The sequence below is a fragment of the Prevotellamassilia timonensis genome (genome assembly GCF_021531665.1).
GTDB lineage: Bacteria > Bacteroidota > Bacteroidia > Bacteroidales > Bacteroidaceae > Alloprevotella.
The window spans coordinates 1-14,287 of record NZ_JADYUH010000067.1; the positions used below are offsets into that span (position 1 = coordinate 1).

A 14,287-nucleotide genomic window follows, 5' to 3' on the forward strand; every position below is an offset into this window, starting at 1 on the left:
TTGACGTATCTTTCTTGAGAGACGGGCTGGTTCATATTCTTTTCTGCTTTGTTGATGCCGCAAAATTACGAAATTTCGGCTAAACATCCGCTTCTGCTGCGTGAGCCTCCAAAAATCACGCCAATGCGCGGGGAGTTGCCTCGGCATTGGCGTGAGAAAAAGCGAGTAAAAAAGAAATAACGTTTATCGGATGAAGAGAAGTTCGCGATATTTCGGGAGTGTCCACATTTCGTCCTCAACGATGAGTTCGAGTTTGTCGATGTGATAGCGGATGGCGTCGAAATAGGGGGCAATCTCGTCGTGGTAGGCGATGGCGAGTTCGCGAACGTTTTCAATCTTGTTCACCACCTTTCTCTTTTCGACCATGGCTTCGACGTTCTCAGCAATGAAGGAGGTGTGTTTGTTTATCTTCTCGATGAGGTCAATGTTGTAGGCAGTGAGTTCTTTCACCTTGGCGGGGTCGGAGAAGGCAAGTTGAATCTTGTGCACGTTGTCGACGAGTTCGCTCTGATATTTTGTGGCGACGGGAATGATGTGGTTCATGCAGATGTCGCCCAAGACGCGTGCTTCGATTTGAATCTTCTTCTGATAGGTTTCCCATTTGATTTCGTTGCGTGCTTCCAGTTCGTGACGGTTCATGACGTCCATCTTGGTGAACATTTCAATGGTGGCATCGTCCAGATAGCGGTCGAAGATGAGCGGGCAGGAAGTTTCGCAGTCAAGACCACGGCGGGCAGCTTCTTCTTTCCATTCGTCGCTGTAGCCGTTTCCGTCGAAGTGGATGGGTTTGCAGGTCTTGATGTCTTCGCGCACGACGTCGAGGATGGCGCTGATTTGAGACTGACCTTTCTCGATGCGTGCATCCACACGTTCTTTGAAGGAAACAAGAGCTTCAGCCACGGCGGTGTTGAGGGCAATCATCGCGCTGGCACAGTTGGCAATGGAACCGACGGCGCGGAACTCGAAGCGGTTTCCGGTGAATGCGAAGGGAGAGGTGCGGTTGCGGTCGGTGTTGTCCACCATGAGTTCAGGAATCTGCGGGATGCCGAGTTTCACACCGTGTTTTCCTTCGAGAGTGAAGAGTTCGTCGGAGGTGGAGTTTTCGACCTTCTCCAAGAGTTCGCTGATTTGTTTCCCGAGGAAACTGGAGATGATGGCGGGTGGTGCTTCGTTGGCGCCGAGACGGTGAGCGTTGGTGGCGCTCATGATGGAAGCTTTGAGGAGTCCGTTGTGGCGATAGACGCCCATCAGTGTTTCCACGACGAAGACGATGAAGCGGAGGTTGTCTTCGGGTGTTTTGCCGGGACCGTGGAGCAGTGCGCCGGTGTTGGTTGTGAGACTCCAGTTGTTGTGTTTTCCTGAGCCGTTGATTCCTGCGAAGGGTTTTTCGTGGAGGAGGCAGCGGAAGCCGTGCTTACGTGCAATCTTGCGCATGAGCGACATGATGAGCATGTTGTGATCGACGGCGAGGTTGCACTCTTCAAAGATGGGAGCGAGCTCAAACTGGTTAGGCGCCACTTCGTTGTGGCGTGTTTTGCAGGGGATGCCGAGTTCGAGAGCCTGGATTTCGAGGTCGCGCATGAATTCTGCGACGCGTTCGGGGATGGCGCCAAAGTAGTGGTCCTCCATCTGCTGGTTCTTGGCGGAATCGTGTCCCATGAGGGTACGTCCGGTCAGCAAGAGGTCGGGGCGTGCGGCATAGAGTCCCTCATCGATGAGGAAGTATTCCTGTTCCCAGCCGAGGTTGGCGGTGACGCGGGTGACGTTGGGGTCAAAGTATTTGCAGACGGCAGTGGCAGCCTTATCGACAGCAGCGAGTGCTTTTTTGAGCGGCGCCTTATAGTCGAGTGCTTCTCCGGTGTAACTGACGAAGATGGTGGGAATCATCAGTGTGTCGCCGATGAGGAAGACGGGAGAGGCAGGGTCCCAGGCGGAGTAGCCGCGTGCCTCGAAGGTGGAGCGGATGCCGCCGTTGGGGAAGGAGGAGGCATCGGGTTCCTGCTGCACGAGTTCTTTTCCGGAGAATTCTTCAATCATGCCGCCTTTGAAGTCGTGTTCCACGAAGGCGTCGTGTTTTTCGGCTGTTCCTTCGGTCAGCGGCTGGAACCAGTGTGTGCAGTGGGTGGCTCCCATTTCCATTGCCCACTTCTTCATTCCTTGTGCCACGTCGTTGGCGACGCTCAGGGAAAGCACTCCGCCTTTCTCGATGACCTCGCGCAGTTGCTGATAGGTCTTGAGGGGGAGATACTTGAACATTTTCTCCTGGTTGAACACATACTTGCCAAAGTACTCTGAAGGACGTTCGGCGGGTGTTGCGACCTCTAACGGGCGTTTCTTGAACGCCTCTTCTACTACTTTAAAACGCAGGTTGCTCATACGTAATGATTAAAAGGTTTATAGTTTAGTTAATTGTGTGGATTTCTTCTTTCGCGTGAAAGCTTTGCTTTTGAGATATGTTTATTGGTTGAACTTTTCAGGGGTGTTCTATCAATGATGGAATAAGGGTCAATCAAAAGAATGTGCTTACGTTTAGGTTGCTTTTTGCTTCTTAGCCCGCTCAGCGTTTCTGTCGTGTGGTTCATTTGCTCAGTTTGGAGAGTCTCTCCATGGCTGCGATGGTGTTTTCGCGTGTGCCGAAGGCGGTGAGTCGGATGTAGCCTTCTCCGGCGGGTCCGAATCCGACTCCGGGTGTGCTGACCACGTGGATTTCGTGGAGCAGGCGTTCAAAGAACTCCCAACTTCCGACGCCCTCCGGTGTTTTGAACCAGATGTAGGGTGCATCCACGCCGCCATAGACTTTCAGTCCGGCTGCTTCCAGGGCGTTGCGCATGATGCGGGCGTTCTCCATGTAGTAGTCAATGGTCTCTCGCACCTGCTGTTTGCCTTCGGGGGTGTAGATGGCTGCTGCTGCTCGCTGCACGACATAGGCTGTTCCGTTGAACTTTGTGCACTGGCGTCGGTTCCAAAGTCCGTTGAGTGGCACCTCGGTGCCGTCGGCGGCTTTGACAGTGAGCGTTTTAGGCACCACGGTGTAGCCGCAGCGGAGTCCCGTGAATCCGGCGGTTTTAGAGAAGGAGTGGAATTCGACGGCGCACTTTTCGGCACCGGGAATCTCGTAGATGGAGTGGGGGATGCCCTCTCGAGTGATGTATGCCTCGTAGGCTGCATCATAGAGGATGAGGCTGCCGTGTGCGAGGGCGTAAGCCACCCATTTCTCCAACTCTTCACGCGAGAGCGTGGTGCCGGTGGGGTTATTCGGGTAGCAAAGGTAAATCATATCTGCGGAATTTTCGGGCAAAGCGGGCACAAAGTCGTTTTCTGCGTTGCAGGGACAGTAGGTGACGCGGCTCCAAGCCCCGTTTTTGAACTCTCCGGCGCGTCCGCCCATGACGTTGGAGTCGATATAGACGGGATAGATGGGGTCGGTGACGCAGAGCGTGTTGTCCGTTCCGAGGATGTCGCCGAAGTTTCCGGTGTCGCTTTTTGCGCCATCGTTGATGAAAATTTCGTCGGCGTCGATTTGGATGCCTCGTGGTGCGAAATCGTTTTCGACAATGGCTCGGCGCAGGAACTCATAGCCGTGCTCCGGACCGTAGCCGCGGAACGTCTCGGCGCTGCCCATTTCGTCCACGGCGCGGTGCAGTGCTTCAATGACGGCGGGTGCCAAGGGACGAGTGACGTCACCGATGCCCATGCGGATGACGGGGGCTTCGGGGTGTGTCTGCTGATAGGTTGCGACTTTTTGGGCGATGTCCGCAAAAAGATAGTTCTTCTGGAGTTTCAGAAAGTTTTCGTTGAGAGTTATCATGATTTGAGACTTTTATGGCTTTTTGATGCGGGCGAGGCTGCGCATATATAATAAGGTGTGGTGTCTTCGCTTGCGCGTATATATATAATATGGTGTGGTCTTCGCTCGCGCGTATATATATAATAAGGTGTGGTCTTCGCTCGCGCGTATATATAATAAGGTGTGGTGTGAAGTTTGTGAAAAAGAAAAGTTCCGCCGCGAGGGCAGAACTATCATTGGTTTTTCACTCTTCAAATTCGATGACGCCGTCAAACACGCGGGTGGCAGGACCTGTCATCATCACGCGGTCGTCACTCTCGCGCCAGTTGATGTGCAGGGTACCGCCGTCCATGACGATGTCACTGCTTCGGTCGGTGCGATGGGTCAATGCCGCTGCCACCGCTGTGGCACAAGCGCCCGTGCCGCACGCCATGGTGATGCCGGATCCGCGCTCCCAGACACGCATTCGGATGCTGCCGTCGGGACGGACGGTGGCAAACTCAATGTTGCAGCGCTCGGGGAATATGGGTGCAAACTCCAGCGTCGGTCCCACCTCGGCGACGGGATAGGTCTCCACGTCGGGCACGAAGACCACGAAGTGCGGATTTCCCATTGAAACGAAGGTGCCGACGTGGCGCTCGCCGTTTGTCGCCTCGACCTCGCCCTCTTTCAGCGCTCCGTCGGGAGTGGCACATTGGGAGGGAACGGCAAGGCGCGGGAGGTCCATGTCAACCGTCACGCTCTCCACGCGGTTGTGCGTGTCGAGTTTCAGCTGAAGCACCTTGATGCCGGAGAGTGTGGAGAGTCGGATGGTGGTTTGGTCGGTGAGGCCGTATTCATAAAGATATTTTCCGATGCAGCGTGAGGCGTTGCCGCACATTCGCGCTTCGGAACCGTCGTTGTTGAAGATTCTCATGGAGAAGTCTGCTCCGTCGGCTCCTGCGCCAATGAGCACGAGCCCGTCTCCGCCGATGCCTTTGTGTCGGTCGCTCCAAAGGGCAGACAAGCGCTCGGGATCGGCAACGGGATATTTCAACGTATTGACGTAGATATAATCGTTGCCGGCCCCGTGCATTTTGGTAAACTCCAGTTTTCGGGTCATGGAAAGAGGGTATATAGTTAGTTTTTGTGTGTGGCTTGTGAAGGACGCACCGGCGTCCGCAGGGTTTGTGTCGATGGCTGTTTCGTTGTCTCTTCAGACCTTTTGGCAGCCCACTTTCTGCTTTGCGACGGCAAAGGTAAAACAAATCTCTGAAATATTGAATAGAAAACAAGCAAAAATCTTTTATATACGCGAAAAACTTTCTTTTCGTTACAAAATACGCTTTTGCTTAGCCAAAACGTCATGTTTTTAGTCGCATTCCGATGCTTCGGCAGGGTTCAGACAATCGTCGTGCATTCTCCTACCAACTTTTATGGTCATCGCCGGGTGGCGGCGTGGGTGTCGTTGGCAACTGAAAACGGACAGAAAGGGGTTACACTTCTTGAAGCTAAAGCACTGAGAACGAGACTAATCTCTAAATGCGTGCGAACGCGTCGTTTTTTGGGGGGCACAAAACGACGCGTTTCACTGTTATAATCGGGAGATGCTTGGTTTACAGCGACTTAGTCTTTCAAAGTGTCTCAAAAGTGTAACCCCTCTCTCGGAGGGATTAACAATCTGCCGATTTGACTCTTTGTCTCAGAACGGTCAGAGAAGTACATGACCAAACCCGGAACCGATTGCCACGCAGCAGATTGACCATTGTTACGCACCGTGGCAACGATTTTTGCTGAGAAATTATCACTTTCTCCTTAGGCTTCGTCACTTTTTCCTTAGGCTTCCTTGGCTCTGCACGCTAAAGAATAGAGAGTGGAGAGGAATAGGGGCTGACGTAAGGCTTTTCTCCCGCTAAATCCCGCTCAAAATGTAAGCCGACTGTGCAAAACGAGGAGAAAAGTAAAGAAATGTATAATTATTGCACAATTTGTTTTGCTTGTGTGCATGAAAGCCGTACTTTTGCCGAAGTTTTTACCAATAAAAAAGAAATATGAGAAAAATCATCCTTGTGGCTGCTGCCGCGGTCAGCGCGATGACGTCCGCTTTCGCCGGAGGTTATCTGACCAACACCAACCAAAGTGTTTCTTTCCTTCGTAACCCGGCGCGCGACGCCTACTTCAACGTGGATGCCGCCTATTTCAACCCTGCCGGTATCGGTCTCATGAGCAAAGGTTGGCACATGGGTTTTGACCTTCAGAGTGCCTATCAGACTCGTACCGCCACTTCCTATTTTACTCCCTTCGCCACAGGAACGGTGAACGGCGTGCAGAACGCAGAGAACGGTCTCAAGCGTTTTGAGGGTAACGCAAAGGCTCCCGTCATTCCTTCCATCGACCTCGCCCGCATCGCAGACAAGTGGTTCTTCTCCTTCCACTTCGGCATCACCGGTGGCGGTGGCAAGTGTCAGTTTGACGACGGCCTCGGTTCCTTCGAGAGCCAGGTGGCTTTGCTCCCCGACCTCATCAACGCCCTCCAACCCGGTGCTGTCAGTGGCTACACCATGGATACCAAAGTGCAGGGTCGTCAGTACTACTTCGGTGGACAGTTCGGCGTCGGCTACAAAGTGACCGACAAGTTGAACGTCAGCGTCGGCGGTCGCGTGGTCTATGCAGACTGTAACTACTATGGCTACGTCCGCAACATCGGCGTGAACGTGAACACGCCTGGCGGAACGGTCAACATGCCTGCCTCCACGCTCTTCACCCAGCAGGGCATGCCCGACTTCGCCGCGCTCGCTGCCAACCGCGAACTCAACTGCGACCAGACGGGCTGGGGCTTCACTCCCATCGTCAGCGTGAACTACAATCTTGGCAAGGTGAACCTCGCTGCAAAATATGAGTTCAAAACCCGTCTCCGCCTGAAGAACCGCTCCGGCGTGAACACCAGCGGACTTGCGGAGTTTGACGACGGCAAGAAAATCGCAGCCGACATTCCCGCCATCCTCACCCTCGGTGCAAAATATGACGTGAAGAAGAACCTCCGACTCTCCGCTGGCTTCCACTACTATTTCGACAAGCAAGCCACCCAGTACGAACACAAAGAAAACCACCTCAAAGGCGGTGGCTGGGAAATCCTTGCTGGTGCGGAATATGACATCAACGACATCGTCACCGTCAGCGCCGGTTGGCAAACCACCAACTACGGGCTCGGCGACAACAGCGACTTCATTTCTGACATCAGTTTCGTCACCAACTCCAACAGCGTCGGTCTCGGTGCACGCGTCAAAATCAAGAAGCGCATCCACCTCAACGTCGCCTACTTCAAGACTATCTACACGCACTACAAGAAGGACATGGCGCCCTACGACAAACTCGACCAGAAGGTGAACGCCATGGTGGGTCAGTTGACCAACGCACTCACCCAAGATGCTGCCTATCAGCAGAGCATTATCAATAATGCCACTTCCACTCCCGAACAGATTCAGTTGGCTCAGGACCGTCTCGGCGTGATTCAGCGTGAGGCTGGCGCCGCTCAGAACGTCATGGGTGCCGTCGGTGCCGCCATGCAGGCTGGTCGCTACAACGGCTATGTCAACTTCCACCGCACGAACGACGTCTTCGGTCTCGGAATGGAAATCGACTTCTGATTCTCGGAAGAAATCTGAAAAAGAGCGTACAAATCAGTGTCCGTACGTTCAAAACCACTCGGGCTCCGCGCCACCCTCGAAAGGGAAGCCGCGGAGTCCGAGTTTTGCGTGCGGGGGGGAGTCAAAATAAACTCCCGAAAAAACATTTCAGGCGTCCGAGCGGTCGGATTGGTCTGAGTGGTTTGCGGGGACAGATTGTGCAGGCAGGATTTCGGCGGAGCGATGGTGGCGCGTGTTCGGCACGTGGAGCACGGTCACTTCGCCGTTTGTCATGCGAGGTATGTCGCGAATGGTGACGCCGGCGAGTGTGGCGCGAATCACGCGGTTGAAGAGACCGTGTCCGATGGCGAGCACCGTTTCGCCGTCGTGGTGTCTGTGGAGGAAGTCGAGGAACCGGCGTGCCCGTTCGTGCATCGCCTTCACCGTTTCCACGTCCTTCGGAAACTCCATGTCGCGCACCTCTTCGATGCGTCTGCCCGTCAGACTGCCCCAGTCGCGTTCGCGGAGCAGCGGGCAGGGCGTGAGCGGGAGACCGAAATGCTCGTTCACGATGCGGGCGGTGTGGAGCGTCCTCGCGAGGTCACTGACTAGCAGCGCGTCGAAGCGCACGCCTTCTGCGACGAGACGCTCGCGCAGTGCCGCAGCCTGTTCGCAACCTTGGGCGGTGAGATGTCCCGGTGATTGTCCTTGCAAGATGCCCGCCACGTTTTCTTCCGTTTCGCCGTGGCGGCAGAGATAGAGTTCGGTCATGGGGTGGGGTGAGGTTATGAGCGTTGAATCCGGTGCTGTCATGAAATGGATGCACGAAGTGTCATCTGCCTGCAAAACTACGAATTTTTACGGGCAAGTGTTCTTCATCCGCAACGAATCACTTTAGGGGTGTTCTATAAATTATGGGATAAGGAACGTTCAAAAGAAAGTGCTTACGTTTTGTTTTGGAATACTCCTTGTTCCGTGGTTTACGGAACCCTCTCTACACTATACGTAAATAAAGGGGGAAACAAAAAACTCTGCAAACTATACACAAACCCGACATTAAACCCTGCATCCCGCTGATTTTCCGCGCGTTACGAAATGTATAGTTTGCGCCGAAAACTATACACAAACTATACACAAACCCTACATTGAGAGACAAAGAGTCAAAGAGACAAAGAGTCAAAGAGACAAAGAGTCAAAGAGACAAAGAGACAAAGAATCAAAGAGTCAAAGAGACTAAGAGTCAAAAAGTGCCGATTCAACTTTCAAGCAATATCATTCGCTTGTCATTGAACAAGCATTGAACAAGCATTGAACAAATCCTGTTCAAACCCATCAAACAACCTCCGCGCCGACTCTCCGTCTCTTTGCATTTCTGACTCCCCCAAAAACACTGTGCGCGGTGTTTCAGCGCTGCTTCGTCACTCTTTCCTTAGGCTTCGTCACTTGCCGCTCGACGAGCGGCAAACTTACCACTGGGCGGGCGGTAAACATGCCGTCCCTCGGGCGGTAAACATGCCGTCCCTCGGGCGGTAAGTGACGAATCGGCGCGCAGGAGTGACGAGTCGGCTTGCAGGTGTGACGAAGCGGCGCGCAGGAACGACGTCGCGCCGAAGGCACACGCCACGTTGATGACTACGGGCTGAAAGCCCAATCCAACCCGACGAAGGAGGGTTTGCGACCAGTCCGGGGCAAGTGAGCGCAGCGAACGACACCCCGGGTAAGCGGGTATATAAAGAAGTCCGCGCCTTGCAAGGGCAAAAGCGTAATTCTCAGTTTGGTAACTTATGCTTTTACGTGCCGTGGCAACGATTTTGCCTATTCCCGTTGGTTTACGCCCTTGGGCGTAAATGCTTCCACCCTTGGGCGTAAATGCTTCCACCCTTGGGCGTAAATGCTTTCACCCTTGGGCGCAAACGCTTTCACCCTTGGGCGTAAATGTTTTCACCCTTGGGCGTAAACCAATAACTCCCAAGAAAAAATGTAAAATCGGCAGAAAAGAATGACAAATCTTCAGAAAAACTATTGCCACGGCGGGCGGAAACGAGAGTGTCAGCCGTGGCGAGGAAGATGAAGACTGTGTCGTTCAGTTTTACTACCGCTTGATGGACAGCAATATTATCGGAACGCTTTTTTCCTTTTATTTTTGTGGCAGAAACCGTTTCTTGCGTGTTATGTGATTAGAACCCCGCAAGGTTCCACTCTTGTTTCACTCCTTTGTTCGCCGATGACTCCCGAAGAACTCCACACCGCCTTTCTCTCGCATGCCGCCCGCTTGTTGGCTCAAGCGCAGCGCTATGTCGTCAGTGCGGACGAGGCGCAGGACATCCTGCAGGATGCCTTTGAGGCTCTTTGGAAACGACGCGAGAGGCTGGCAGAGGTGACGGTGGGGGAGGCTTACCCCTATTTCTCCTCCACGGTGAGAAACCTGAGTTTGAATCGTTTGAGAGATTTGAACCGCATGGAGTTTGGCGTGGAGGAGAATTTGGACGTCACCGTGACACCCTCTCCCGAAACGCTTCTGATGGGACGAGAAAGGGTGGAGCGTCTGCAACGCCTCGTGAACTCCCTGCCCGAAAAACAATCTCGCGCCTTCACACTGTTCCACTTTGACGGACTTGAAACGGCGGAAATTGCAAGAGCCATGGGTGAGACGGAATCCTACGTCAGACTGCTTCTCAGCAGAGCGAGGAAGGAAGTCAAGAGTCGGATTGACTGAGTCCGTAAATCATCGAAAGCGAGGTTCTAACCTGCATATTCATACTCGTTCCTACTGCAAGGTCTAACTGACAGCACCTTAGCGTGGTGCTCGCTCTTTCTCTTTGAAAGTAGGATTTACTACATTCTTCATCGTCATCGCTGTGCTCACGCTGATGCACTGCCATTTAGACCTTTCGGGACGGAACAGTGTGAATAATGCAGGCTAAAGAAAGATACACGTAACGAAGAAAACATAAGTTAAACCATGAAAGAGCAACTCACACTTTCCGAAGCACGCGCACTCCGCGAACGTTTCTTCGAGGGTGACTTGTCACAAGCCGAGACTCGTCGGTTGGCTTGCTTTGTGTGTGGCGACGCTTGCCCGGAGGAGTGGCGCGGCGAACGGGACTTTTGGTTCTTGCATTTCGCCGAACCCTCTCTCCCGGCGGGCTTTGCAGCCTCGTTGGAAGCACACATGAAGCGTGTGGAGAACGAGACTTCAGCGGCGGAGACGGTCCTGCTGCCGTCGCCTTGGTCACTCCGAAGACGCCGTGCGACGTGGGCTGTGGCTGCCGGTGCGGCATTGGTGCTGACTTTCGCCGGGTGGCACTTCTTGCAGCCCGAGCCGAGGGTTGCACCGTTGGCAAAGACGGCAACCGTCGTCAGTTCCGGCGAATTGCGTGTGAACCACGTCAGCGCACCGCCCGCCTCGCTCGCCCGAGTGGAGAAAGATGCTGCAGCACCCGTTGCGAAAAATCACATGCTGAAGAGAACAACGGAAAATGTCGCTTTGTCGGTAGAAACTGTGCCCACAAAAGACACGGAATCGGCGAACGCCGTGAGCGATGCGGCTTCTGCGTTGAGCGTGAGCGAGATTTCCGACCGCAGTCCCGACGAGGTCTATTCCTCCACGGTGCACACACCCTCCGAAGCCCTCGCCGTGTGGAACGAAATGGACAACCTGTTGCGCGAGGCTGTCGAGTCGCAGTGCGTCAACTGCCTGTGGGAATCCCTCTTCGATGCCCCCTACAATCCCGAAAAAACGGACGCTGCAGAAGAACCCGCCGATGCCACCGAAGAGACGGGCGAATCGACAGAACCGTTGCTGCGTTCGGTTGGCGACGTACTCCAAATCCTATTTTGAAATTGTAATTTATACTCTATATGAAACGCATCCTTTCCCTTTTCATCCTTTCTCTTCTGATGGTCGGCGCACGTGCCGCCAGCCCGTTCGTGGATTTCAGCAAGTATCGTAATCTTGAAGGTGTGCGCTACGTCTATCTTCCCGGCTCAATGGCACGGCAGGTTCAACTGACGAGCGACATGGCGGGCTTCACGCCCACCACCTTCAGCGAAGTCGATGGCATCCTCATGCTGCTACCCTCGAAAGACGAGGTCACCACCTCGCTGCTTGCCACGGTGATGAACATCGCAAAGACCAAACCTTATCAGACTCACTACGTGACCACACTCGGCACGCAGAGCACGACGCTGCTGCTGCACCCGATGAAAGACTCGACGGACACGTTCGACGAAATGATTTTCTTCAGCAACGAGAACAAGAAAGTGCTCATCCAACTCATCGGAAAACTGCGCCTCAGTGAGGTGCAGGAGTTCCTCAACAGCTACATAGCCGCCTCGTCAAAGAAGATACGCCACATGAGCACTTTCTTCATGACTTCTCCCTCGGACACCATTTTTCGAGATTTAGAAGGGTTGGAGAATGTGAGGAGTCTCCTCGGAACCGACACCTTGCAGATTCAGCGGTGGGCAAAGGATTTCCCGCTCGACTCGCTGCAGTTGGAGAAACTGGCGAACCAAAAAACGCTCACCGAGAAAGAAATTGAATCCATGGAAAACAGCCTGCGCAAATGGGTGGAACAGATGCCCATCTCGCTGAAAAAGTTGGAGGAGCAGAAGGAGCAAATCCGACGTTGGGCAGAAGCGCTGAAGGCGTCTGCCCAACGACGCAAGAAAGAAGCAAAAGACTGAAACGCACAGAAAAATGGATTGAAGGTGTGACATAATGGCCAATCTGCTGCGTGGCTATCGGATTCGGGCTTGGTCATGTACTTCAAGTACACTCCCTGCGCCCTTAACCTTAGCGCCTTGCATCTTAGCCATTCTGACGCACCTTCGAGGGTGAAGCCCAAATGTGCATTTTGACACACCCTCATGATGACCCCCGAAACCGATAGCCACGCAGCAGATTTGGATTTATTGGCTGTTATGGCTGTTATGTGCTGTTATGCACACCTTCAATCCACTTTTTCTTCGTTGCGTTTGGTGTTTCGCCGCGCGAATGTTAATTTTGCAGGCGAAAAATCGTTGAATGCGATGAAATTAAAGGATGTAGCAGACGCCCTTGAACGGTTCGCGCCTCTGCCGCTGCAAGAAAGCTATGACAATGCGGGCTTGCAGATTGGATTAACAGAGACGGAAGATGTGTCAGGGGTATTATTATGCCTTGACGTGACGGAATCCGTGCTTGACGAGGCAGTTCGGAAAGGATGCAACTTGGTGGTGGCTCACCATCCCTTGCTGTTCCGCCCGCTGCGTCGCGTCACGCGCGAAACTCTGGTTGAACGCTGCGTCGTGAAAGCCGTGAAAGAAAATGTGGCAGTCTATGCCGCCCACACGAACCTCGACAACGCCCCGGGCGGCGTGAGTTTCGTCATGGCAGAACGCCTCGGGCTTCGCGATGTCGCCTTCTTGGAGCCGCAGCCCGGCGGTGTCGGCGGAAGCGGCGTGACGGGCGTGTTGCCCGAATCAATGAGTAAGGCAGATTTCCTGCGTCTCGTCGCCAACACTTTCGGCGTGAAGGCGTTGCGTCACAACGATGCGCCCGTTGAAACGGTACGAAAAGTGGCACTCTGTGGCGGGTCGGGCGACTTCCTCATCGGGAAAGCCCGGCGACAGGGCGCTGATGCCTATCTCACCGGCGAAATCGGCTACCACCGCTTCTTCGGCGACGAACCCTCTCTCCTGCTGGCGGAACTCGGACACTTTGAGAGCGAACAGTTCACCATCGACCTGCTTCACCGCATCCTCCGCGATGCCTTCCCCACGCTCAAAATCGAGAAGACGGAACAGGCGACCAATCCGATTCAAGTCTATAATTCGTAGAAAGAAATTACGGTACAATATTTATAATACAAAAAAATGGCAAAGAAAGACGTCACAGCCGACATGTCGGTTGAACAGAAACTGAAGAACCTCTATCAGTTGCAGACCATGCTGTCGGAAATCGACCGCATCAAAATCCTTCGCGGCGAACTCCCCCTTGAAGTGCAGGACCTCGAAGACGAAATCGAGGGTTTGAGCCACCGCGCGGGAAAATATGCCGAGGAAGTGGAGAACCTCAACTCCATGGTGCAGACGCGTTTTGGTAAGATCAAGGAAGCCGAGGCAGCCATCGAGCGCTACAAAAGCCAGCTTGATTCCGTGCGCAACAACCGTGAGTATGACATGCTCTCCAAGGAAATTGAGTTCCAGTCCCTCGAAGTTGAGCTGCAAAACAAGAAAATCGGGGAGGCTCGCAAGAGCATTGAAGAACGCAACGCCGAAATTGAGAAACTGAAGACCCAACTCGAGGAGCGTCGCGCCGACCTTGACATCAAGAAGTCTGAACTTGACGAAATCGTCACGGAAACCAAGGCTGAAGAAGAAAAACTTCGCGAAAAAGCGAAGGGCGTGGAACAAACCATCGACCCCCGCCTTCTGGCTGCCTTCAAGCGCATTCGCAAGAGCTCCCGCAACGGTCTTGGCATCGTCTATGTCGAACGCGACGCCTGCGGCGGCTGCTTCAACAAGATTCCGCCCCAGCGTCAGCTGGACATCCGCATGCGCAAGAAAATCATTGTTTGCGAATACTGCGGACGCATCATGATTGACCCGGAACTCGCCGGCGTGAAGGTGAACAAACCCGCCGAAGAGAAACCCAAACGCCGCACTCGCCGCCTCGCCAAGAAGGAAGAGGAAACTGCAGGCGAATAAAAAACGCTCTTCCGCGTTTTCTCTTACGAGACATATTTTCTCGTTTTCTCTTACGAGTCATATCTTTTCGTTATAGGGGTGTTCTAAAAATTAGGTTGAGTTGATTTTTGATTTCTTAGAGATGAACTATTGTCAGTTGAGGAAGGAGCATAGCGGGCTATGTGACTGACGAAACTTACAAAAGGGCGCGCTAAGAAACAAA

At 53.5% G+C, this 14,287-nt stretch carries 10 protein-coding genes; 6 read left to right on the plus strand and 4 right to left on the minus strand.

Annotated elements, in window-relative coordinates:
- Positions 1-183 precede the first annotated feature (183 nt).
- The 3 genes from I6E40_RS09440 to dapF all read right to left on the minus strand — a co-directional run bounded on the left by I6E40_RS09440 (position 184) and on the right by dapF (position 4,889).
- Entirely contained in the window at positions 184-2,376 is a 2,193-nt protein-coding gene (locus tag I6E40_RS09440; protein ID WP_235386789.1) for a glutamine synthetase III, read from the minus strand.
- A 202-nt stretch (positions 2,377-2,578) separates the two neighbouring features.
- On the minus strand, positions 2,579-3,808 hold the full coding sequence (locus tag I6E40_RS09445; RefSeq protein WP_235386790.1) for an LL-diaminopimelate aminotransferase: 1,230 nt from the start codon (positions 3,806-3,808) through the stop codon (positions 2,579-2,581).
- Between the two features lie 223 nt (positions 3,809-4,031).
- Positions 4,032-4,889, minus strand: coding sequence for a diaminopimelate epimerase (gene dapF / locus I6E40_RS09450; RefSeq protein WP_235386791.1), 858 nt, complete (start codon positions 4,887-4,889; stop codon positions 4,032-4,034).
- 928 nt (positions 4,890-5,817) lie between these two features.
- Here dapF and I6E40_RS09455 point away from each other — a divergent pair.
- Complete coding sequence (locus tag I6E40_RS09455) at positions 5,818-7,413, plus strand: OmpP1/FadL family transporter (protein WP_235386792.1); 1,596 nt, start codon at positions 5,818-5,820, stop codon at positions 7,411-7,413.
- Positions 7,414-7,560: 147 nt separating this feature from the next.
- Here the strand turns inward: I6E40_RS09455 and I6E40_RS09460 are convergent, their stop codons facing one another.
- The gene (locus I6E40_RS09460; protein WP_235386793.1) at positions 7,561-8,163 is read right to left on the minus strand and encodes a histidine phosphatase family protein; all 603 of its coding nucleotides are present in this window, start codon (positions 8,161-8,163) and stop codon (positions 7,561-7,563) included.
- A 1,453-nt stretch (positions 8,164-9,616) separates the two neighbouring features.
- Between I6E40_RS09460 and I6E40_RS09465 the strand changes: the two genes are divergently transcribed.
- From I6E40_RS09465 to I6E40_RS09485, 5 genes are all read left to right on the plus strand, one after another.
- The gene (locus I6E40_RS09465) at positions 9,617-10,108 is read left to right on the plus strand and encodes an RNA polymerase sigma factor (RefSeq protein ID WP_235386794.1); all 492 of its coding nucleotides are present in this window, start codon (positions 9,617-9,619) and stop codon (positions 10,106-10,108) included.
- 246 nt (positions 10,109-10,354) lie between these two features.
- Positions 10,355-11,233, plus strand: coding sequence for a hypothetical protein (locus I6E40_RS09470; RefSeq protein WP_235386795.1), 879 nt, complete (start codon positions 10,355-10,357; stop codon positions 11,231-11,233).
- 20 nt (positions 11,234-11,253) lie between these two features.
- Positions 11,254-12,081 carry a DUF4252 domain-containing protein gene (locus I6E40_RS09475; RefSeq protein ID WP_235386796.1) on the plus strand — a complete coding sequence of 276 codons (828 nt, stop codon included), beginning with the start codon at positions 11,254-11,256 and terminating at the stop codon, positions 12,079-12,081.
- A gap of 345 nt (positions 12,082-12,426) precedes the next feature.
- Complete coding sequence (locus I6E40_RS09480) at positions 12,427-13,215, plus strand: Nif3-like dinuclear metal center hexameric protein (protein ID WP_235386797.1); 789 nt, start codon at positions 12,427-12,429, stop codon at positions 13,213-13,215.
- Between the two features lie 36 nt (positions 13,216-13,251).
- Positions 13,252-14,085, plus strand: coding sequence for a zinc ribbon domain-containing protein (locus I6E40_RS09485; RefSeq protein WP_235386798.1), 834 nt, complete (start codon positions 13,252-13,254; stop codon positions 14,083-14,085).
- Positions 14,086-14,287 lie beyond the last annotated feature (202 nt).